Genomic DNA, 22,782 nt, shown 5'->3' with positions numbered 1-22,782 from the left:
GCGTACAACACGTCTAGATTCGGTTCATGGCGGACTCGAAGCGTGAGATCGAGCGGAAGTACGAAGCCACCACGGAGACCCGGCTCCCGGACCTGAGCCGGGTGGCCGGGGTCTTCGCCGTCGCCCACCGGGGCGTCAGCGAACTGGACGCCGTCTACTACGACACCGAGGACCTCCGGCTCGCGGCGGACTCCCTCACCCTGCGCCGCCGCACCGGCGGGAGCGACGCCGGCTGGCACCTCAAGTTCCCGGTCGCCTCCGGCATCCGGGACGAGCTGCGGGAACCGCTCTCCGACACCCTGCCGCGCTCCTTCGCGGGGCTGCTGCGCTCCCGGGTCCGCGACCGCGACCTCGTCCCCGTCGTCCGGCTGCTCTCCGCCCGCGACGTCCACCACCTGCTCGACGCCGACGGCGCTCTGCTCGCCGAGGTCAGCGTCGACCGGGTGCGGGCCGAGCGGATGACCGGCGGCGACTCCACGGCCGCCTGGACCGAGATCGAGGCCGAACTCGCCGACGACGGCGACCCCGCCTTCCTCGACGCCGTGGAGCGCAGGCTGCGCAAGGCCGGGGTCCGCCCGTCCGCGTCCCCGTCCAAGCTGGCCAGGGCGCTCGCCGAGACCGCGCCGAAGCCGAGCAGGAGCCCCGCCGCGAGCGCCCGGCGGACCACCGCGGGCGACCATGTCCTCGCGTACATCCGGCACCAGGCCGAGGCGATCGTCGCCCTCGACCCCGCCGTCCGCCGCGACCTGCCCGACTCCGTGCACCAGATGCGGGTCGCCACCCGCAGACTGCGCAGCGCGCTGCGGACGTACCGGAAGATCCTCGACCGCGGGGTCACCGACCCGGTCGGCGACGAGCTGAAGTGGCTGGCCGCCGAGCTCGGCATCGACCGTGACCAGGAGGTGCTCGACGCCCGGCTGCGCGCCCGCCTCGACGGCCTGCCCCGCACCCTGGTCCTCGGCCCGGTCCGCGGCCGGCTCCGGATCTGGTCAACCGCCCGGCGCAACGGCTCCCGCCGTCTCACCGTCGCCGTGCTCGACGGGAAGCGGTACCTGGCACTCCTGGAGAGCCTCGACGCCCTGCTCGCCGGCCCGCCCCTGCTGTCCGCCGCCTCCCGGGCCCCCGGGCGCGCGCTGCCCCGGGCCGTGCTGAAGGAGTACCGCCGCCTCGCGGCCCGGGTCGGCCGTGCCCTGGAACTGCCGCCCGGCCACGACCGGGACGTGGCCCTGCACGAGGCCCGCAAGGCCGCCAAACGTGCCCGGTACGCGGCGGAGGCGGCCCAGCCCGCGCTCGGCAGACCCGCCAAGCGATTCGCCAAACGGATGAAGGCCGTCCAGACCCTCCTCGGCGACCACCAGGACAGCGTGGTGGCCCGCGAGGCCCTGCGCACCCTGGCCGTCCAGGCGCACGCGGCCGGGGAGTCGGCCTTCACCTGGGGACTGCTGTACGGACGGGAGGAGGCGGCCGCCGCGGCCGGCGAAAGGGAGCTGCCGGAGGTGTGGGAGCGGGCCTCGCGGGCGGAACTGCGGGCGGCGCTGGGAGGCTGAGCATCGGGGTACGCTTGATGGTCACCCTTGCCGGCTCTCGAAAGTTCGCGATGTCTGTCGATTCGGTCTTCCCACAGCTCGAAGCTCTGCTCCCGCATGTGCAGAAGCCCATCCAGTACGTCGGCGGTGAGCTGAACTCCACCGTCAAGCCGTGGGACGAATGCGACGTCCGCTGGGCACTGATGTACCCGGACGCGTACGAGGTCGGACTCCCCAACCAGGGCGTCATGATCCTCTACGAGGTACTCAACGAGCGCCAGGGCGTCCTCGCCGAGCGCACCTACAGCGTGTGGCCGGACCTCGAAGAGCTGATGCGCGAGCACAAGGTCCCGCAGTTCACCGTGGACAGCCACCGCCCGGTCAAGGCCTTCGACGTCTTCGGGCTGAGCTTCTCCACCGAGCTCGGCTACACCAACATGCTCACCGCCCTGGACCTCGCGGGCATCCCCCTCGACGCCCGGGACCGCGGCCTCGACGACCCGATCGTCCTCGCGGGCGGCCACGCCGCGTTCAACCCCGAGCCGATCGCCGAGTTCATCGACTGCGCGGTCATCGGCGACGGCGAGCAGGCCGTCCTGGAGATCACCGAGATCATCCGCGCCTGGAAGGCCGAGGGCCGACCCGGCGGCCGCGAGGAGGTGCTCTTCCGCCTCGCGAAGACCGGCGGCGTCTACGTCCCGGGCTTCTACGACGTCGAATACCTCCCGGACGGGCGGATCGGCCGTGTCGTGCCCAACAAGTCGGGCGTGCCGTGGCGGGTGTCCAAGCACACCGTGATGGACCTCGACGAGTGGCCGTACCCGAAGCAGCCCCTCGTACCGCTCGCCGAGACCGTCCACGAGCGGATGTCCGTCGAGATCTTCCGCGGCTGCACCCGCGGCTGCCGTTTCTGCCAGGCCGGCATGATCACGCGCCCCGTGCGGGAGCGAAGCATCACCGGCATCGGCGAGATGGTCGAGAAGGGCCTCAAGGCGACCGGCTTCGAGGAGGTCGGCCTGCTCTCGCTCTCCTCCGCGGACCACACCGAGATCGGCGAGATCGCCAAGGGCCTCGCCGACCGGTACACCGAGGACAAGATCGGCCTCTCGCTGCCCTCCACCCGCGTCGACGCGTTCAACGTGGACCTGGCCAACGAGCTGACCCGCAACGGCCGCCGCTCCGGACTCACCTTCGCCCCCGAGGGCGGCTCCGAGCGGATGCGCAAGGTCATCAACAAGATGGTCTCGGAAGAGGACCTCATCCGCACCGTCGCCACCGCGTACGGCAACGGCTGGCGCCAGGTGAAGCTGTACTTCATGTGCGGCCTGCCCACCGAGACCGACGAGGACGTCCTCCAGATCGGCGACATGGCGGTCAACGTGATCGCCAAGGGCCGCGAGGTCTCCGGCCAGAACGACATCCGCTGCACCGTCTCCATCGGCGGCTTCGTGCCCAAGCCGCACACGCCGTTCCAGTGGGCCCCGCAGCTGAGCGCCGAGGAGACCGACGCCCGGCTCGCCAAGCTCCGCGACAAGATCCGCGGCGACAAGAAGTACGGCCGCTCCATCGGCTTCCGCTACCACGACGGCAAGCCCGGCATCGTCGAGGGCCTCCTCTCGCGCGGCGACCGCCGCGTCGGCTCCGTCATCCGCGCGGTCTACGAGTCCGGCGGCCGCTTCGACGGCTGGCGCGAGCACTTCAGCTACGACCGCTGGATGACCGCCGCCGAGAAGGCGCTGCCCGAGTACGGCGTGGACGTCGACTGGTACACCACCCGCGAGCGCTCCTACGAGGAGGTCCTGCCCTGGGACCACCTGGACTCCGGCCTGGACAAGGACTGGCTCTGGGAGGACTGGCAGGACTCGCTCGACGAGACCGAGGTCGAGGACTGCCGCTGGACCCCGTGCTTCGACTGCGGCGTCTGCCCGCAGTTCGACACATGGCCACAAGTAGGACCGACGGGTAAGAAGCTGCTTCCGCTTGAGGTCAAGAAGTAGTCGTGACCAGCGGCGATGCCGTCCAGAGGATGGCTGAGACGCTCGCTGGCATGAGCGAGGCGGAGCGGACCGAGATCCTTCGAGGGCTCGGGACGAAGGAGCGTGAGCAGGCTCCCCGCCCTGTGCGGCGTACGCCGCTCCCTGCTCCTCGGCAAGATCCGGGCATTGTCTCGGCGGTCGAGTGGGTGTAGCTGACGAGAGGCGTCCGGGCCGTAAAGGTCCGGGCGCCTTCTGCGTGGCGCCGATGAACAGCATCGGGTCGGATCGGGGTGAACATGCCCTCTTGACCCGCAGGTTCCGACAGAGTGAAGGTCGTGCAACCAGGCGCAACGCGCTCGACAGGGAGGGACACCATGGCCTTACGGTTCGTCGGCGCATGAGCTGGCCGCTCTGTGCGGCTGGCACAAGTCGAAGTCATCCCGGATCGCGCGGGGCAAGACGCCACCTTCGGACGCTGACATCCGTGCCTGGTGCGCTGCCTGCGGGGCCGACGATCACGCGGCTGATCTGATCGCTGCGTCCCGCAACGCAGAGTTGATGTACGTCGAGTGGCGGCAGATCCACCATGACGGGATGCGCCGAGTTCATGAGCGGACTGTCCCGCTGTACCACCGGACCCGCTCCTTTCGCGTGTACGCCTCGAACGTCATGCCGGGGATGCTCCAGACCTCCGGCTACGCGACAGGACTTCTGCGGTCCATCACAGCCTTCCAGGGAACCCCGGACGACGTGGCCGACGCCGTGTGGGCTCGGGCCCAACGGTCCCGTGTGATCCGGGAGGGGGATCATCGGTTCGCGCTGGTGCTCGAAGAGACGGTTCTCTACTACCGGGTGAGCGACGATGCCGCGATGGCGGCCCAGCTTGAACACGTGCTCTCTGTGATGGGACAGCCGAACGTCTCCCTCGGCATCATCCCCGCACGGGCCCGCCGTACCGTCTGGCCGCTCGAAGCCTTCTACGCCTTCGACGATCAACAGGTGGCGGTGGAGACTCTCACCGCAGAGATCAACCTGACCACGCCCGGCGAGATCCGTACCTACCTTCGAGCCTTCTCCGAGCTGTCGCGATCCGCCGTGCGCGGAGCCGAAGCCCGCGCGCTGATCACGAAGGCGCTCGCTGCCCTCGGGTGAATCCGTGCAACCGCATGCAACAGCGTGGACCCCTCACAGCCCCGCTCCCTACGGTCTGTTCATCGACCTCGGAAGCGACAGGGAGGGCGCGACGGTGACGAAGACAGAACCCAACCGGTGGCAGGAAGTACCGGTAGAGCTGCCGATTCGGGAGGAGCGCCCTGCGCCCCGTCCGGTACCTGGCTGCCCTGAGTGCGCGCGGCTGGCACAGCTTCGGAAGGCAGCCGGGATGGAGGGCGACGGCACCACGGTCGCCGACTGCAACATCCTGCTTCGGATGCACGGGACCGGCCACTGATGGACATGCAGACGTGGAGAGATGCCAGGACTCAGGCGACGGACGCGACGGAATCGATACGCGCGGCACTCGCCGCGCTCGGAGTTCCCGAGTCCGCGTGGAGCAGCGTCCGACCCGTGGTGACGCACAGCGGGCAGGCGTACGTCCATCTCGGGATGATCCGCGCTGATGCGGTCGAGCAGATCGCAGAGGCGCTGCGGGTTCCCTCGGCTCCCTGAGCCGATCACAGAATCCTGTCACCGCTGCCCTCCCGGCGGGAGGCAGGTAGTCCCCCGATCGACAAGCCGTTGAGCAGAGACAGGACGTGTCTCGTCTGGGCTGACGTGCCCAGGTTCCGGCCCGGTCCGCCCCTTGACTGGGGTGCCGCCCTGGGCGGTGAGGGCAACCGCTTCGGACCCAGGGAAGCCGAAGCACCCATCCAAGACTTCCGCTCCATCGAGGGCGGGGCGCGGCCGGCACTCGCTCGGCCGTGAAGCAGATCAGGAAGGGCACAACGATGACCGACCTGTACGGGCTCCCGATCGCGGGAGCCGAGTTCTCGAAGAGCAAGAGAAGACGCGAACGTTTCCGCAGGTGAGATGCCGTCTCGATACACGTGAGGCGTGTGCTGGCTACACGCGAGAGATGTAGTCACCGATCGAGGTGCAGGCGGCACGGCACGGGTGCGCCCTTCCTCTTCTGGAAGACGTACGAGGGGAGGACAAGGCAAGCGGCGCCCGATCGAGGCGAGACAAGCTCCAGTTCCCTGGCGCGGGCCAGGGCGTTGTTCGTGCTCTGGTCGGACAGGGGCTTGTCCTTCCTGCCGAGCAGTGCGGCGAGCTTGCCGGGGCCGAAGCTCGCGTGTCCGTGGCGGTCGGCCCAACCGAGGGCCGCGAAGTGGATGCGGTAGGCAAGCTGGTGTCGGGGGTCTTGGGCCATGCGCTGGTACTCGCGCTGAGATACCCCGCCCCACGGGCGGCCGGGGCCGAAGTTGATGGTGCTCGTGCTCATCGGCTCGGAACCTCCGTGCCGCCACAGTCGTGAGTCTCTCCGTCGACGAGAGGCGAGGCGCACGCCTCACAGGTCCAGACGATTTCGATCGTGATGTTCAAGGGTCGGCGACCTCCCGGCGGCGGCCGAGGACAGCGCGAAGCTGTACCTCGGCGAGTGAGTGGAAGTCGCGCAGTACCGTCCTGCGCTTCGGGGCGCCCTCGGCTTCCCCTGCCAGCCCCTTGGGATGGCGGCCCCTTCACGGAGTGGCCAGCTCGGGTGTGGCTGTACGGGTCGGTGCTCACTCCGCTCGGGTACGGGCGCGACCAGATCTGGGCCCCGGCCAGGAGGGGAGCCGTCGAGGCGGGCCGCGCGGCCCGGTCGGCGCTGCGCTCGGCGCGCGAGACCGTACGCCAGGCACGCCGCGACGCCTGGCGGGCGCTGGTCGGCGGGGCCAGGGAGCCCGAGCCCCGGGAACCGGGAAGGCCCCTTGCGCGTACTCTGGGTAGTACAACGACTGTGCCCAGCGTGGCGCCCGAACCAGAGATCTCCTCGCCCGGAGAGAAAAAGCCGAGCGGGGGTGAGCCGGACCGGACACCCCGGGCCACCCGCATTTCGAGGGCGGCGCCACACCGCGTCCGCCCCGCACCGAGGAGAAGAACCACTGGGCAAGCGACAGCCCGAAGGCCCGCCGCCCGCACCGGCGGTGCAGCGCATCCGACTGCGCTACACCAAGCGCGGCCGCCTCCGGTTCACCAGTCACCGTGACTTCCAGCGCGCCTTCGAGCGGGCACTGCGCCGCTCCGAGGTGCCCATGGCCTACTCGGCCGGCTTCACCCCGCACCCGAAGGTGTCGTACGCCAACGCCGCCCCGACCGGTACGGGCAGCGAGGCCGAGTTCCTGGAGATCGCCCTCACCGAGGCCCGCGATCCGGCCGTTCTGCGGGAGCTGCTCAACGACTCGCTGCCGGACGGCCTCGACATCACCGACGCCGTGGAGGCCCGTACCTCGGGTCTCGCGGACCGGCTGACCGCCTCCGTCTGGGAGCTGCGTCTCGACGGTGTCACCGCGGCGGAGGCGGCCGAGGCCGTGGCCGCCTTCGACAAGGCGGAGACCGTCGAGGTCCAGCGCCGCGCGAAGAACGGCATGCGCACCTTCGACGCCCGCGCCGCCGTGGTCGACCTGCAGGCTCTTGATCCACAGGCTGATAGGCCCGAGGACAGGCCCTGTGCGATACTGCGGCTGGTTGTTCGGCACGTGACACCTGCCGTGCGACCTGACGACGTCCTGTCCGGTCTCCGCGTTGTGGCCGACCTGGCGCCGCCGGTCCCCGCAGCGGTGACCAGGCTGGCGCAGGGGCTCTTCGACGAGGAGTCCGGCACGGTGACCGACCCGCTCGCGCCCGACCGCGAGGCAGCCCCGGCCGCTCCACCCACGGCCACCGGGACCGCCGTCGCGACGGCGCCGGAAGGTGCAGGTTCCGCGTAAGGCGGTCGTTGCAGCGCAGCCTCCGACTCGGGAGCCATCCGGTTCGGGCCGCGCGATGACCCATAAGACTTTCGCCAGGCCGTACGCACAGCGCGTACGGAACCGGCGAGCCAGACATTGAGCTCCCGTGCGGCGCCCGCGCCCCGGACGGCGGAGCCGCGTACATCGCGCGGACCGTGCCGGACCGGAACCAGACGCGGCGCCCGGGAGCCTGACGGGAGAACCGCCCGCATGCCCCAGCCCAACGAACCCGGCACGACCGGGAACGCCGAAGAGAACAACGCACCCGGCGACAAGCTGCCGCCGCGCCGCAGGCGCCGCGCAGCGTCCCGCCCGGCCGGTCCGCCGGTGGCGGAGGCCCAGGGCGCAGCCGCCGAGGCGGCCGCGCCGGCCATACCGGCCGTTGACGCCGCAGTGTCCGACAGCACCACCGCCGACGCCGGGAACGCCGCGTCGGCGGAAGCCGCGCCGCCCGCGCGTCCGCGTCGTCGCGCGGTCCGCAAGGCGACGGCCCCGGCGGGTGCGCCGCAGGCCGTCGAGGCCGCCGCACCGGTCGCCGAGCCCGTGGCCGAGGCACCGGCGGAGGAGGCGCCCGCGCGTCCGCGCCGTCGCGCGGTCCGTAAGGCAACCGCTCCGGCGGGTGCGCCGCAGGCCGCCGAGGCCGCCGCACCGGCCGTCGAGGCCGAGCCCGAGGCCGAGACGGTGGAGGCGGCGCCCACGCGTCCGCGTCGCCGTGCGGCCCGTAAGGCGACCGCTCCGGCCGGTGCGCCGAAGGCCGCCGAAGCCGTGGAGATCGTCGAGGAAGCGCCGGCCGTGGCCGAGCCCGAGCCGGCTGCCGAGGCCGTCGAGCCCGCCGCGCCGCGCGGCCGCACCCGGCGCCGGGCATCGGCCCCGGCCGGTGCGCCGCAGCCCACCGAGGCGCCTGCCGCGCCCGCGGAAATCGCGGAACCCGCCGTGGCCGCCGAGGAAGAGGTCGCCGAGGAAGAGGTCGCCGAGCCCGCCGAGCCCGCCGAGGCCCCGCGCGGCCGTCGTCGTGCGGTCCGTAAGGCGACCGCTCCGGCCGGTGCGCCGAAGGCCGCCGAAGCCGTGGAGATCGTCGAGGAAGCGCAGGCCGCCGCCGAGGAGCCCGCCGCCGAGCCCGCCGAGGCCGAGGACACCGCGCCGCGCGGCCGTCAGCGCCGCCGGGCCACCGCCCCCGCGGGCCGGCCGGAGTTCACCGCCAAGGCCGAGGAGCCCGTCCGCAAGAGCCGTCGCGCCGCGCGCCCCGCCGTGGCCGTGTTCCAGGCGCCGGTCTTCGCCGAGCCGATGTTCCAGACCCCGGAGACCGCGGCCGCCGCCGCTGCGGCGTCGCGCTACGAAGAGGTCGAGGAAGAGGCCGAGACGGTCGAGGAGCCGACGGCCGCCGTCGAGGCCCCGGCCGCCGAGGCCGCGCCGCAGGCCGGTTCGCGCCGCCGTCGCCGCCGTCGCGGTGAGGCCGCCGAGCCCGAGCAGGCCGCCGCCCCCGTGGTGGAGGAGCCGGCCGAGGAGGAGCAGGAGCCGGAGCACGAGGCCGAGCACGAGGGCGACGAGACGGACGAGTACGGGGACCGGCCCTCGCGCCGTCGCCGTCGCGGAGGCCGTCGCCGTCGTCGTGGCGAGGTCAGCGAGGGCGAGGAGGCCGCCGAGCAGCACGCCGACGAGGCCGTCGCCGAGCACGCCGAGGACGAGCAGGAGCGTGCTCAGGAGTCCGAAGAGGAGGAGGACGAGGAGCACGAGGCGTCCGCCGCCGGATCGAGCAGCAGCCGTCGTCGGCGCCGCCGCCGTCGTCGCAGCGGGGACGTCTCCGACGCCGACAACGGCACGGACGACCCCGAGCGCACGGTCGTCAAGGTCCGTGAGCCCCGCCGCAAGGACGCCGAGCGCGAGCCCGGCACCGGCTTCGACGAGGTCCAGTCCATCAAGGGCTCGACCCGTATGGAGGCCAAGAAGCAGCGCCGCCGCGAGGGCCGTGAGCAGGGCCGCCGTCGCGTCCCGATCATCACCGAGGCCGAGTTCCTGGCCCGCCGCGAGGCCGTGGAGCGGGTCATGGTCGTCCGCCAGAACGGCGAGCGCACCCAGATCGGCGTCCTCGAGGACAACGTGCTCGTCGAGCACTACGTCAACAAGGAGCAGGCCACCAGCTACGTCGGCAACGTCTACCTGGGCAAGGTGCAGAACGTACTGCCGTCCATGGAGGCCGCCTTCGTCGACATCGGCAAGGGCCGCAACGCGGTGCTCTACGCCGGTGAGGTGAACTTCGAGGCGCTCGGCATGGCCCACGGGCCGCGTCGTATCGAGACCGCGCTCAAGTCCGGCCAGTCCGTCCTCGTCCAGGTGACCAAGGACCCGATCGGCCACAAGGGCGCCCGCCTGACCAGCCAGGTCTCGCTGCCCGGCCGCTACCTGGTCTATGTGCCCGAGGGCTCGATGACCGGCATCAGCCGCAAGCTGCCCGACACCGAGCGGGCCCGGCTGAAGACCATCCTCAAGAAGATCGTCCCCGAGGACGCGGGCGTCATCGTCCGTACCGCCGCGGAGGGCGCGAGCGAGGACGAGCTGCGCCGCGATGTCGAGCGGCTCCAGCAGCAGTGGGAGGACATCCAGAAGAAGTCGAAGAGCACCGGCAGCTCCAATGCGCCGACCCTGCTCTACGGCGAGCCGGACATGACCGTCCGGGTCGTCCGCGACATCTTCAACGAGGACTTCTCCAAGGTCATCGTCAGCGGCGACGACGCGTGGGAGACCATCCACGGCTACGTCTCGCAGGTGGCGCCCGACCTGACGGACCGCCTGTCGCGGTGGACCTCCGAGGTCGACATCTTCGCGACGTACCGGATCGACGAGCAGCTGATGAAGGCGCTGGACCGGAAGGTCTACCTGCCGAGCGGCGGCTCGCTGGTGATCGACAAGACCGAGGCGATGGTCGTCGTCGACGTCAACACCGGCAAGTTCACCGGTCAGGGCGGCAACCTCGAAGAGACCGTCACCAAGAACAACCTGGAGGCGGCCGAGGAGATCGTGCGCCAGCTGCGGCTGCGCGACCTCGGCGGCATCGTCGTCGTCGACTTCATCGACATGGTGCTGGAGTCCAACCGGGACCTGGTGCTGCGGCGCCTGCTGGAGTGCCTGGGACGCGACCGTACGAAGCACCAGGTCGCCGAGGTCACGTCGCTGGGCCTGGTCCAGATGACCCGCAAGCGGGTGGGCCAGGGTCTGCTGGAGTCCTTCTCCGAGACGTGTGTCCACTGCAACGGGCGCGGCGTGATCGTGCACATGGAGCAGCCGACCTCGGTCGGTGGCGGCGGCAACGGCAAGCGTTCCAAGAAGCGCGGCCGGGGCGGCGCGGACCACGAGCACGTGGCCGGGACCGAAGCCGTGGCAGAGGTCGAGACCGAGACCGAGGCCGAGGTGGCTGCCGAGGTGGCCGCCCCGGTGGCGCTGCCCGAGCCGGAGTTCGTCCCGGACGAGGAGCTGTACAGCAGCCCGGCCGAGGCCGAGGCGGCCGCCACGCGCGGTCGTGGCCGTCGCCGTGCGACCCGTAAGGCAACGGCCCCGGCCGGTGCCCCGAAGGCCGCAGCCGCACCCGCTGCCGTCCCGGCCGTCGAGCCGGAGCCGGTAGTGGTCGTGGAGCCCGCGCCGGTCGTCGAGCCGGAGCCGGTCGTCGAGGCCCCGGCCCCGGTGGTCGAGGAGGCGCCCGCGGCCGAGGCCCCACAGGGCCGTACGCGCCGTCGGGCGACCCGGAAGGCGACCGCCCCGGCGGGCTCGCCGGCCCCGGCCGAGCCGGTCGTCCCGGTGCAGGCCGCCGAGCCGGCCGAGCAGCCGGAGCCCGTCGTCGAGGCCCCGCAGCCCGAGGCCGCACCCGAGGAGGTGGCCCCCGAGGCCGCCCCGCCGCGTGCGCGTCGCCGGGTGACCCGTAAGGTCACCGCCCCCGCGGGCTCGCCCGCAGGCGCGGACGGGGCGGAGGTCGTCGTGGTGACCGGCCAGGCCGAGCCGAAGCCCGAATCCGAGCCGACGCCCGACGCCGAGACCGCCGAGGCCGCGGCCCCGGCCAAGAAGGCGGTCCGCAAGACCGCCAAGAAGGCCACGGCGAAGAAGGCGGCCACCAAGAAGACGGCCGCCAAGAAGACCGCAGCGAAGAAGACGACGGCCAAGAAGGCGGCGGCGAAGAAGACCGTCGCCGCGGAGCAGCCGTCGAAGTCCGCCGTCTCGGCCGACGCCGAGGCGTAGGCGACAGCGCGGCCCGTGCGGCCACGGAGGCCTCCTCCGCGGCCGCACGGCGCGGTTCGACGGCCGGTGGGCCACATTCCTGCGGGGGTGTGGCCCACCGGCCGTCGCGGCCCGCCGTGGAGCCCGTGGCCATGTCGGCAGGCATGAACGGGGGAGCGGCGGGGAAGGACACAGGGCCCGGTTTGACCCTCCGGACGGCGGCCCGTAATCTTGCCCTTCGGCGTGTTTCCATGCGCCTGTCCCTGAGCAACCCCCTCCCTTCACAGGTGAGAGGCCGCTCGTCCATTCGGATCACCTCGGGCCCCGGCCTGTGTGAGCGGCTGGCATCAGGGGCTCCGTTCCGAGCGAGAGAGAGATCCGCGTGTACGCCATCGTGCGCAGCGGTGGCCGCCAGCACAAGGTTGCTGTCGGTGACATCGTTGAGGTTGACAAGATTTCCACTGCCCAGGTTGGCGACACGGTCGAGCTCTCGACCCTGCTCGTGGTCGACGGCGACGCCGTGACCAGCGACCCGTGGGTGCTGGCCGGGATCAAGGTCCAGGCCGAGATCGTGGACCACCACAAGGGCGCGAAGATCGACATCCTTCGCTACAAGAACAAGACCGGCTACCGCCGTCGCCAGGGTCACCGTCAGCAGTACACGGCGATCAAGGTCACCGGTATCCCCGCGGCTGCGAAGTAAGGGACTGAGGAGACATGGCACACAAGAAGGGCGCATCGTCCACCCGGAACGGGCGCGATTCCAATGCTCAGCGGCTCGGCGTGAAGCGCTTCGGCGGTCAGGCCGTCAACGCCGGTGAGATCCTGGTCCGCCAGCGCGGCACGCACTTCCACCCGGGCACGGGCGTCGGCCGTGGCGGCGACGACACGCTGTTCGCTCTCGCCGCCGGTGCGGTCGAGTTCGGCACGCACCGTGGCCGCAAGGTCGTGAACATCGTTCCGATCGCCGGCTGATTTTCGGCGCTCGTCGAGCGGTTTCTGCGGAGGCGGACCTCACTTCCCGTACGGGAAGCGGGTCCGCCTTTCGCGTGTTTCTCCCATGAGGGACGGCTGTCTCCCAGCGGTACGGTACGAGCCGGCGGGGCAGCACGAGTGAGATATTTCTGCACGTATGTAACTGGAGGTTTCAACCATGACCACCTTCGTGGACCGCGTCGAGCTGCATGTCGCCGCGGGTAACGGGGGCCACGGCTGTGCCTCCGTACACCGTGAGAAGTTCAAGCCGCTCGGCGGCCCGGACGGCGGCAACGGCGGCCGCGGCGGCGATGTGACCCTGGTCGTCGACCAGGCGGTCACCACGCTCCTCGACTACCACCACCACCCCCACCGCAAGGCCACCAACGGTCAGCCCGGCGCGGGCGACAACCGTTCCGGCAAGGACGGCCAGGACCTGGTCCTGCCGGTGCCGGACGGCACGGTCGTGCTCGACCGGAACGGCAATGTGCTCGCCGACCTGATCGGCCAGGGCACCACGTTCGTCGCCGGACAGGGCGGCCGCGGCGGCCTCGGCAACGCCGCGCTGGCCTCCGCCCGGCGCAAGGCCCCCGGCTTCGCGCTGCTCGGCGAGCCCGGTGAGGCCCGGGACATCGTCCTGGAGCTCAAGACCGTCGCCGACGTCGCGCTGGTCGGCTACCCGAGCGCCGGCAAGTCCTCGCTGATCTCCGTCCTTTCGGCGGCCAAGCCGAAGATCGCCGACTACCCCTTCACGACCCTCGTCCCGAACCTCGGCGTGGTCACCGCGGGCAGCACCGTCTACACCGTCGCCGATGTCCCCGGCCTGATCCCGGGCGCCAGCCAGGGCCGCGGCCTCGGCCTGGAGTTCCTGCGGCACGTGGAACGCTGCTCGGTGCTGGTGCACGTACTGGACACCGCGACGCTGGAGTCGGACCGCGACCCGGTCTCCGACCTCGACGTGATCGAGGAGGAGCTGAAGCAGTACGGCGGTCTGGAGGACCGGCCCCGCATCGTCGTCCTCAACAAGGTCGACATCCCGGACGGCCAGGACCTCGCCGACATGATCCGCCCGGACCTGGAGGAGCGCGGCTACCGCGTCTTCGAGGTGTCCGCCGTCGCCCACGCCGGTCTGAAGGAGCTCTCCTTCGCGCTCGCGGGCATCGTCGCCGAGGCGCGTGCGGCCAAGCCGGTGGAGGTGGCGACGCGGGTCGTCATCCGCCCGAAGGCCGTCGACGACGCGGGCTTCACCGTCACGCTGGAGGAGGACGGCATCTACCGGGTGCGCGGTGAGAAGCCGGAGCGCTGGGTGCGCCAGACCGACTTCAACAACGACGAGGCCGTCGGTTACCTGGCCGACCGGCTCAACCGCCTCGGTGTCGAGGACGAACTGGTGAAGGCGGGTGCCCGTGCGGGCGACGGCGTCGCCATCGGCGCAGAGGACAACGCGGTCGTCTTCGACTGGGAGCCGACCCTGGCGGCGGGCGCGGAGATGCTCGGCCGCCGTGGTGAGGACCACCGGCTCGAAGCACCGCGCCCCGCGGCGCAGCGCCGGCGCGACCGCGAGACGGAACGCGACGAGGCGCAGCGCGAGTTCGACGAGTTCAACCCGTTCTAGACGGGGCACCGGCCGCCGGACGGGCCTGTTCCGCAAGCCCGTCCGGCGGTTGTGCACGCTCTCCGCGTCATACGTCCGGGGGAAACCGAACCCGCTCAAGGGTGAATCATGCCGCTCACTCGTGTGGCGTCGGTCACCTGGCCGGGAAGCGCTAATTCCGGTATCCGCCCTGATCGCAAGGCAACAAAAGGTTTCGGTACGGCATGCGGTGGCCGACGTCCACCTTGCGAGACGGTAACGGAGAGTGCAACCATCGCGGTATCTCCCAGCCCTCGCAAGGTAGGTCGTCTGTGTCTGCTCAGCACATAGTCAAAGCCCGAACCACAGCAGTCGTGCTCGCCGGCGGTACCGGCCAGCGCGTGGGTCTGTCCATTCCCAAGCAGCTGCTGAAGATCGCAGGCAAGGCTGTCATCGAGCACACACTGTCGATCTTCCAGCAGGCCGACTCCATCGACGACGTCATCGTGCTGATGGCCCCGGGCTACGTGCCCGACATCGAGAAGATCGTCGCCAAGGCCGGGCTCACCAAGGTCACCAAGGTGATCGAGGGCGGCTCCACGCGCAACGAGACCACCGAGCGCGCCATCGCGGCCCTCGGTGAGGGCCTGGCCGAGGGCGAGGACCGCAACGTCCTCTTCCACGACGCCGTGCGCCCGCTGCTCTCGCAGCGCGTCATCAAGGACTGCGTCGACGCCCTCGACCGATACGAGGCCGTCGACGTCGCCATCCCGTCCGCGGACACGATCATCGTGACCCGCACCCACGGCGGCGACGGCGAGTTCATCACCGATGTGCCCGACCGCTCCCGGCTCCGCCGGGGCCAGACGCCGCAGGCCTTCAAGCTCTCCACGATCCGCAGGGCCTACGAAGTCGCCGCGGGCGACCCGAACTTCCAGGCGACCGACGACTGCTCGGTCGTGCTGAAGTACCTCCCCGACGTACCGATCTATGTCGTGGCGGGCGACGAGTACAACATGAAGGTCACCCAGCCGGTCGACGTCTTCATCGCGGACAAGCTCTTCCAGTTGGCCTCCACGGCCGTTCCGCAGCCGACCGACGACGCCGCCTACCGCGAGCTGCTCACCGGCAAGACCCTCGTCGTCTTCGGCGGCTCGTACGGCATCGGCGCGGACATCGCGACGCTCGCCGAGTCCTACGGCGCCACCGTCTACGCCCTGGGCCGCTCCACCACCGGTACGCACGTGGAGAACCCCGAGCACATCGACGAGGCGCTCTCCAAGGCGTACGCCGACACCGGCCGGGTCGACTACGTGATCAACACCGCGGGCGTGCTCCGCATCGGCAAGCTGGCCGAGACGGACAGCGCGACCATCCAGGAAGCGCTGAACGTCAACTACCTGGCACCGGTGCAGATCGCCCGCGCCTCGTACAAGTACCTCGCCGAGACCAAGGGCCAGCTGCTGCTCTACACCTCCAGCAGCTACACCCGGGGCCGCGCCGAGTACAGCCTCTACTCGTCCACCAAGGCCGCCATGGTCAACCTCACCCAGGCGCTCTCGGACGAGTGGGCGGCCGACGGTGTGCGGGTGAACTGCGTGAACCCCGAGCGCACCGCCACCCCGATGCGCACCAAGGCGTTCGGCGAGGAGCCCGCGGGCACGCTGCTCTCCTCCGAGGCGGTCGCCAGGACCTCGCTCGACGTCCTGCTCTCCGAGATGACCGGCCATGTCATCGACGTACGCCAGCAGGACCCGACGCGTGGCGCCTCCGAGGCATCCGGTTTCGAGCAGGCGCTTGCCGCTGTCCTGGACCGACAGGCCGATGTGTAATACTGCTTGACAATCGACTATTCGGACCCCTGCAGTCGCCACGTGCGAACCGCAGGGGTCCGAATTCGTGAAGCTCTGCCTTCACATTCCCCACGTAAGGTAAAAGTCGGCACCCTCGGGAGCGGTACTTCGTGATTTCGAAAGCCATGCGCTTGGCTCGGGTGGGCAGCGGTTCGGAGCTGGCCGCCGCGCTCCTGGTGGCTCTGGGGTTCCCGTGCATAATGCTCGCGGCAATAATCCCCAATCTCTGGTTCTTCGCCGCGGCCACCGCGGCCACCTATCTCGCGGACCGGTATCTGCACCACTGCGGCAGCTATCTGATCAACCGGCTCGCCGCGGTCCGGGCGGGGCTTTCGATCCGCTTCCTGGTCCGGCAACTCCTGCTCGTCCTGCTGCTGTCCCGCATGGGATACGGCGAGCAGACGCTCTTCTACGTGACGGTCGCCTGCCTGCTGGCGTTCTACGGGCTCCAGGCACCGCAGAGCGCGATGGTCACCCTGATCCGGCTGCGCCGCAAGCTTCCGGTGGTCACCCGCAACATCGACCTGGCGTCGGTGCGGATAGCGGATGCCCCGCCGCAGAGCCTGATGAGCCGGCCCGCCGAGAAGATGCTGCACCTGGACGTCTTCTCGATGGTGGGTGTGCTGGTCGCGGTCGAGACCGGCAAGGCCGCCATCGCGTACATCGGCCTCGGCCTGACGCTCGTTCTCGCGGTCTGCTACCTGGTGGCGCTGCTGCCGTACGTCCGGCCGAGCCGGCTCGTACCCCCGGAGACCAAGGTCCTCAACGCGGTGGGCGACTGGCTCGCCGAGTACCAACCGACCGTGATGCTGTACTTCTCCGGCTCCAAGGACTCCGCCTACCAGGCCAACATGTGGCTGGAGACCATGGCGCAGCTCGGCGGCCGGCCGATGATCCTGCTCCGTGAGCGCAACATCGTGCCGCAGCTCGCCACGACCTCGGTGCCGGTGCTCTGCGTGCCCGGCGGTGTGCACCTGATGAACCTGGACCTCTCGTCGGTGCGGGTCGCGCTCTACGCGGCCAACGTCGGCAAGAACATCCACCTGCTCCGGGTGCCGACGATGAAGCACGTCTTCATCGGCCACGGCGACAGCGACAAGATCGCCAGCGTCAACCCGTACAGCAAGGTGTACGACGAGGTGTGGACCGCGGGCCGGGCCGGCCGCGACCGTTACGCGCTGGCCGACGTCGGGGTGCGCGACGAGGACATCGTGGAGGTGGGCCGCCCGCAGCTGGCCACCATCCAGCCCTGGTCCGGTACGCAGAAGAACCCGATCCCGACCGTGCTGTACGCCCCCACCTGGGAGGGCTGGGACGACAACCCGGGCAACACCTCCCTGCTCCTGGCCGGCGAGAACATCGTCAGGCGGCTGCTGGAGGCCGAGCAGCCGGTCCGGCTGCTGTACAAGCCGCATCCCTTCACCGGCACCCGCAGCGCCAAGGCCAAGGCGGTGCACCTGCGCATCACGGCGATGATCGAGCAGGCCGCCGCCGAGCGTGTCACCGACTCCCGCTGGGCGGAGCAGTCGGCCGCGCTCCAGGGCGAGCAGGCCGAGGCGCGGGCCGAGCTGGCCCGTATCGAGGCACGGCTGGCCGAGCTGGCCGGCGGCGGACGCACCGCACGGGACGAGGCGGAGCTGTCCCGGGACTCGCTGGCCGACCCGGCGCGCGAGGCCGAGACCGCGAAGCTCAAGGACGAGTGGAACGCGGCGTCCTGGCGTGCGCAGGGCTGGTGGGAGCACCGGGTCATCACCGGCGCCCAGATGCGGCTGTACGACTGCTTCAACGAGTCGGACGCCATGGTCTCGGACATCTCCAGCGTGGTCTCCGACTTCATCGCGAGCGGCAAGCCGTACGCCGTCACGGACTCGGCCGAGATGGGCGAGGACGAGTTCCGCCGGCAGAACACCGCGGTGCGCGCCGCGGTGATCCTGTCCAACTCGGCGGCCGAGCTGGACGAGCTGCTCGCCGCGGTGGCGGATCCGGCCGCGGACGCCCGGGCGGATGCCAGGAGCGAGCTGAAGCAGTACCTCCTCGGCCCGGACGAGCCCACCTCTATCGTGCAGTTCGACACGGCCGTGAAGGCGCTCTCGGTCAAGTCCGAGGCGCGGAACGCCAGAGTGGCGAAGAGCCTGGGCGAACCTGTGGGTGGCTGAGAGTCAACCATTTGCATTACATGATCGGGCAAGGCCCGGCACATCCCGCAAAGGGTTGTGCCGGGCCTTTGTGATGAGTGTCACCATTTGGCCGCGTGGCGTAAGACAACCAACGGACCGGGCGGACTGTCTTCTGTTTGTGTGAACGAGACGCAAATTCCTGACGTGACTGTGGTTGTCGGTGCATATGAGGCGATGCCCTACCTCATTCGTTGTCTCGAATCGGTGGAGGCGCAGACGATCGGCGCCGATCGCATCGAAATCGTTGCGGTCGACGACGGTTCCACCGACGGCACGGGTGAGTACCTGGAGGAATTCGCCGCGCGGTCGAAGGTCCCGACCAGGGTGGTCAGACAGAAGAACTCCGGCGGTCCCAGCGGGCCGCGCAATGTGGGTATCGGTCTGGCCCGCGGCCGCTATGTGTTCTTCCTCGACGCGGACGACTACTTCGGGGACGAGGCACTGGAGCGGATGGTGGCCATGGCCGACCGGGCGGGCACCGATGTGGTGCTCGGCAAGGTGGTCGGCGTGAACAGGGGGGCGCCGCAGTCGATGTGGGGCGCGACCAAGGAGCGTGTCGACGTCTACAACTCCAAGGTCATTTACACCCTGAGCGCCCAGAAGCTCTTCCGGCGTGAACTCCTGGAGCGTCTTTCCCTGAGGTTCGACGAGAATCTCAGAACCGGTGAGGACGCCCTCTTCACGATGGAGGCCTATCTGCGCGGCGCCGGGGTCTCGGTGATCTCCAATTACGTCTGCTATTACCTGGTGGGCCGTGACGACGGGAAGCACGTCACGAAGAGCGGCACCTATGAATGGCGCTTCGACTCGATGCGCGCCATGATGTCGCTCATTCACCGGATCGAGCCCGCGGGGCCGAAACGGGATTTCCTGATGGTCCGGCCCTTCACGGTCGGGATGCTCCAGCAGTTCGGCCCCATCGTGCTGAAGGATTCCGAGGAAGTCCGGCGGCACAAGATGGAACTCGTGGCTCCGCTGATGGGCACGTACTGGAACGACGGCGTGGCCCGGCTGATCAAGGTCTCGGAGCGGCTGCGTCTGGCCTGTGTGGCACAGGGCAGGATGGACCTGCTCATCGAGGTGGTGCGGTACGTCCGGGCCAAGACGGTCCCGGACGTGGTCCGCTCGCGCAACGGTGACACGCTGTACCTCGCGTACCCGCACTTCCGCGACGCGTCGGCCGGTCTGGCCGACTCGAACTACGAGGTGACCGTGCCGGACTGGCACGACGGCAAGCGCATCGAGCAGCCGAAGGCCGCCGCCCGCCGGGCCTCGCTGTCCCGGCGCGTGGCCCGCAGGATGCGCCGTGATGTGAGGCGTTGGAAGAAGCGGCTGACCGTGGAGTGACGGCCGCTCGTCCTGCGGGGGGACCCCGAGTGCACCCGCAGGATCGATTCGCCGAAGATCGCACCGAGAAGCATCAGTAAAATCGTCCCGACGTCGCGCCCGCGACAGGACTGACAGATCACCATGGGGACTGGTCACGTGAAGGCTCTCGTACTATCCGGAGGGGCCGGCACACGCCTGCGTCCCATTACACACACCTCGGCCAAGCAGCTGGTGCCCGTGGCCAACAAGCCCGTGCTCTTCTACGGTCTGGAAGCCATCGCGGAAGCGGGCATCACCGAGGTCGGCATCATCGTCGGCGACACCGCGCCCGAGATCCGCGAGGCGGTCGGCGACGGTTCCGCGCTCGGCATCGAGGTCACGTACATCCCGCAGGACGAGCCGCTCGGCCTCGCCCACGCGGTGCTGATCGCCCGCGACTTCCTGGGGGACGACGACTTCGTCATGTACCTCGGCGACAACTTCATCGTCGGTGGGATCACCGGTCTGGTGGAGGAGTTCCGCGCGGACAAGCCCGACGCGCAGATCCTGCTGACGCAGGTGCCCAACCCGACCTCCTTCGGTGTCGCGGAGCTCGACGCCGACGGCCGGGTCGCGGCGCTGGAGGAGAAGCCGAAGGAGCCCAAGAGCGATCTGGCGCTGGTCGGTGTCTACCTCTTCACCCCCGCCATCCACGAGGCGGTCCGCTCGATCGAGCCGTCCTGGCGCGGCGAGCTGGAGATCACGCACGCCATCCAGTGGCTGATCGACCAGAAGCGCGACGTGCGCTCCACCACGATCCACGGCTACTGGAAGGACACCGGCAACGTCACCGACATGCTGGAGGTCAACCGGACCGTCCTGGAGGCCGTCGAGCCGTTCCACGAGGACGCAGAGGTCGACGAGGACAGCGAGATCATCGGCCGGGTGCGGATCGAGGCGGGTGCCAAGGTCAGCGGCAGCCGCATCGTCGGGCCCGTGATCATCGGCGCGCGTTCGGTGATCAGCGGCGCGTACGTGGGCCCGTTCACCTCGGTCTCGGAGGACGTCCGCATCGAGGACAGCGAGATCGAGTACTCCATCGTTCTGCGGGGCGCCTCCATCGCCGGTGTCCGCCGCGTCGAGGCCTCGCTCATCGGCCGTGACGTCGAAGTGACCCCCGCGCCCCGTTCCCCGTCCGCCCACCGACTCGTACTCGGCGACCACAGCAAGGTGCAGATCTCTTCATGACCACCAACATCCTGGTGACCGGCGGCGCCGGCTTCATCGGCTCGCACTACGTCCGTACGGTGCTCGGCCCCGAGGGCCCCGGCGACATTGCCGTCACCGTGCTCGACAAGCTCACCTACGCGGGCAACCCGGCCAACCTCGACGAGGTGCGCGACCACCCCGGTTTCCGGTTCGTGCAGGGTGACATCTGCGACCCGGAGCTGGTCGCCAAGCTGATGGCCGAGCACGACCAGGTGGTGCACTTCGCCGCCGAGTCCCACGTGGACCGTTCCATCGACGGCGGCGCCGAGTTCGTCCGTACCAACGTCGTGGGCACCCACACCCTGATCCACGCCGCGCACCTGGCGGGCATCAAGACCTTCGTGCACATCTCCACCGACGAGGTCTACGGCTCGATCGACGAGGACTCCTGGCCCGAGACCGACCCGCTCGCGCCCAACTCGCCGTACTCCGCGGCCAAGGCCTCCAGCGACCTGATCGCGCTCTCGTACCACCGCACCCACGGCCTCGACGTGCGGGTGACCCGCTGCTCCAACAACTACGGGCACCACCACTTCCCCGAGAAGGTCATCCCGCTCTTCGTCACCAACCTGCTGGACGGCAAGACGGTCCCGCTCTACGGCGACGGCGCCAACGTCCGCGACTGGCTGCACATCGACGACCACGTCCAGGGCATCGAACTGGTCCGCACCAAGGGCCGGGCCGGCGAGGTCTACAACATCGGCGGCGGCACCGAGCTCTCCAACAAGGAGCTCACCGGCCTGCTGCTGGACGCCTGCGGCGCCGACTGGGACACCAGCGTCACGTACGTCGAGGACCGCAAGGGCCACGACCGCCGCTACTCGGTCGACTGCACCAAGATCCGCGAGGAGCTCGGCTACGAGCCCCGCAAGGACTTCCGCACCGGCCTCGCCGAGACCGTGCAGTGGTACCGCGACAACCGTGCCTGGTGGGAGCCGCTGAAGGACCGGGCCGCACTGTGAGCGCTGTCTGGCTGGTCACCGGAGCCGCCGGGATGCTGGGCCAGGACGTCCTGGCCCGGCTCGCCGGTGAGGACGTCACCGCCATCGCCGCGGACCGGGCGGCCGTGGACATCGCCGACCCGGAGTCGGTGCGGGCGGCCTTCGGGAAGCACCGCCCCGCCGTGGTGGTGAACTGCGCCGCCTGGACCGCGGTCGACGACGCCGAGTCCCAGGAGGACGCCGCGCTGCGGGTCAACGGCACGGGCCCCGCGGTCCTCGCCGAGGCCTGCCGCGAGCACGGCGCCGTGCTGCTCCAGGTCTCCACGGACTACGTCTTCGCCGGTGACGGCGTCAAGCCGTACGCCGAGGACGACCCGACCGGGCCGCGCAGCGCCTACGGCCGCACCAAGCTGGCCGGCGAGCAGGCCGTGCTGGACACCCTGCCGGAGACCGGTTACGTGGTCCGCACCGCCTGGCTGTACGGCGCGGGCGGCGGCAACTTCGTCCGTACGATGATCAAGCTGGAGGGCGTCAAGGACACCCTCGACGTGGTGGACGACCAGCGAGGTCAGCCCACCTGGACCGTCGATCTGGCCGACCGGCTGGTCCGGCTCGGGCGGGCCGCCCTCGCGGGCACCGCCCCCGCCGGTGTGTACCACGGCACCAGCGGCGGCAAGACGACCTGGTTCGGCTTCACCCGGGAGATCTTCCGGCTGCTCGGCACCGACCCGGAGCGGGTCCGCCCCACGACCAGCGAAGCCTTCGTGCGGCCGGCTCCCCGGCCCGCGTTCAGCGTGCTGGGCCACGACCGCTGGGCCGCGGCCGGGATCGAACCGGTCCGGGACTGGCGGGCGGCGCTGGAGGAAGCCTTTCCGGCACTTCTCGCGGCAGAGCGGCCATGATCATGAATTGATCGTAAAGACGGTCAAATCTCGTCGATTTTCAAAGATTTTCACAACCAAGGTTTACATAGGGGAGACGCTTACATCACAGTGCGGTCATGAGGTAACTTCGCCGGGCACCAGACCAGTTGGTTTCCTGCGAAGGGCTGC

General features: G+C 70.1%; 16 protein-coding genes and 2 pseudogenes. 17 read left to right on the top strand and 1 reads right to left on the bottom strand.

Going from position 1 to position 22,782, the window contains the following annotated elements; translation table 11 throughout:
• The first annotated feature begins 26 nt into the window (after positions 1-26).
• The 5 genes and pseudogenes from BT364_RS03945 (at position 27) to BT364_RS03920 (ending at position 5,170) form a co-directional block, all read left to right on the top strand.
• Positions 27-1,547 (top strand): CYTH and CHAD domain-containing protein, encoded by a 1,521-nt coding sequence (locus BT364_RS03945; RefSeq protein ID WP_072483621.1) that lies wholly within the window; start codon positions 27-29, stop codon positions 1,545-1,547.
• Between the two features lie 50 nt (positions 1,548-1,597).
• Positions 1,598-3,523, top strand: a complete 1,926-nt coding sequence (locus tag BT364_RS03940) for a TIGR03960 family B12-binding radical SAM protein (protein WP_072483711.1) — start codon at positions 1,598-1,600, stop codon at positions 3,521-3,523.
• A gap of 375 nt (positions 3,524-3,898) precedes the next feature.
• Positions 3,899-4,015 (top strand): annotated as a pseudogene (locus BT364_RS42530) (helix-turn-helix domain-containing protein); the annotation flags it as partial.
• 81 nt (positions 4,016-4,096) lie between these two features.
• Positions 4,097-4,654, top strand: coding sequence for a DUF5753 domain-containing protein (locus tag BT364_RS03930; RefSeq protein ID WP_256259564.1), 558 nt, complete (start codon positions 4,097-4,099; stop codon positions 4,652-4,654).
• Positions 4,655-4,957: 303 nt separating this feature from the next.
• Positions 4,958-5,170: a hypothetical protein gene (locus BT364_RS03920; protein WP_256259563.1), complete on the top strand. Its 213-nt coding sequence runs from the start codon at positions 4,958-4,960 to the stop codon at positions 5,168-5,170.
• 412 nt (positions 5,171-5,582) lie between these two features.
• Here the strand turns inward: BT364_RS03920 and BT364_RS42525 are convergent, their stop codons facing one another.
• Positions 5,583-5,942, bottom strand: a complete 360-nt coding sequence (locus BT364_RS42525; protein ID WP_256259562.1) for a hypothetical protein — start codon at positions 5,940-5,942, stop codon at positions 5,583-5,585.
• A 261-nt stretch (positions 5,943-6,203) separates the two neighbouring features.
• Here BT364_RS42525 and BT364_RS42520 point away from each other — a divergent pair.
• The 12 genes and pseudogenes from BT364_RS42520 to rfbD form a co-directional block, all read left to right on the top strand.
• Positions 6,204-6,503: pseudogene (locus BT364_RS42520) on the top strand (hypothetical protein); the annotation flags it as partial.
• Positions 6,504-6,627: 124 nt separating this feature from the next.
• Entirely contained in the window at positions 6,628-7,410 is a 783-nt protein-coding gene (locus tag BT364_RS03905; protein WP_072483617.1) for a TIGR03936 family radical SAM-associated protein, read from the top strand.
• 231 nt (positions 7,411-7,641) lie between these two features.
• Entirely contained in the window at positions 7,642-11,655 is a 4,014-nt protein-coding gene (locus BT364_RS03900; RefSeq protein ID WP_072483616.1) for an Rne/Rng family ribonuclease, read from the top strand.
• Between the two features lie 361 nt (positions 11,656-12,016).
• Positions 12,017-12,337, top strand: a complete 321-nt coding sequence (rplU, locus tag BT364_RS03895) for a 50S ribosomal protein L21 (RefSeq protein ID WP_072483615.1) — start codon at positions 12,017-12,019, stop codon at positions 12,335-12,337.
• A 14-nt stretch (positions 12,338-12,351) separates the two neighbouring features.
• Positions 12,352-12,609: a 50S ribosomal protein L27 gene (rpmA, locus tag BT364_RS03890; protein ID WP_018103204.1), complete on the top strand. Its 258-nt coding sequence runs from the start codon at positions 12,352-12,354 to the stop codon at positions 12,607-12,609.
• A 178-nt stretch (positions 12,610-12,787) separates the two neighbouring features.
• On the top strand, positions 12,788-14,224 hold the full coding sequence (gene obgE / locus BT364_RS03885) for a GTPase ObgE (RefSeq protein ID WP_072483614.1): 1,437 nt from the start codon (positions 12,788-12,790) through the stop codon (positions 14,222-14,224).
• A 332-nt stretch (positions 14,225-14,556) separates the two neighbouring features.
• Positions 14,557-16,014, top strand: coding sequence for a bifunctional cytidylyltransferase/SDR family oxidoreductase (locus BT364_RS03880; RefSeq protein ID WP_072483613.1), 1,458 nt, complete (start codon positions 14,557-14,559; stop codon positions 16,012-16,014).
• Between the two features lie 131 nt (positions 16,015-16,145).
• Positions 16,146-18,191 carry a hypothetical protein gene (locus BT364_RS03875; RefSeq protein ID WP_072483612.1) on the top strand — a complete coding sequence of 682 codons (2,046 nt, stop codon included), beginning with the start codon at positions 16,146-16,148 and terminating at the stop codon, positions 18,189-18,191.
• 156 nt (positions 18,192-18,347) lie between these two features.
• Positions 18,348-19,559 carry a glycosyltransferase family 2 protein gene (locus tag BT364_RS03870; RefSeq protein ID WP_256259577.1) on the top strand — a complete coding sequence of 404 codons (1,212 nt, stop codon included), beginning with the start codon at positions 18,348-18,350 and terminating at the stop codon, positions 19,557-19,559.
• Positions 19,560-19,697: 138 nt separating this feature from the next.
• Positions 19,698-20,768 (top strand): glucose-1-phosphate thymidylyltransferase, encoded by a 1,071-nt coding sequence (locus BT364_RS03865; RefSeq protein WP_072483610.1) that lies wholly within the window; start codon positions 19,698-19,700, stop codon positions 20,766-20,768.
• Complete coding sequence (gene rfbB, locus BT364_RS03860; RefSeq protein WP_072483609.1) at positions 20,765-21,751, top strand: dTDP-glucose 4,6-dehydratase; 987 nt, start codon at positions 20,765-20,767, stop codon at positions 21,749-21,751. The genes BT364_RS03865 and rfbB overlap by 4 nt, the downstream gene beginning before the upstream one ends.
• A complete protein-coding gene (rfbD, locus tag BT364_RS03855; RefSeq protein ID WP_072483608.1) occupies positions 21,748-22,632 on the top strand; it encodes a dTDP-4-dehydrorhamnose reductase in 885 nt (294 codons plus the stop codon). The genes rfbB and rfbD overlap by 4 nt, the downstream gene beginning before the upstream one ends.
• Positions 22,633-22,782 lie beyond the last annotated feature (150 nt).

The sequence above is a fragment of the Streptomyces atratus genome (assembly GCF_900119365.1).
Classification (GTDB): domain Bacteria; phylum Actinomycetota; class Actinomycetes; order Streptomycetales; family Streptomycetaceae; genus Streptomyces; species Streptomyces atratus_B.
This window is presented reverse-complemented; position numbering and strand designations above follow the sequence as displayed.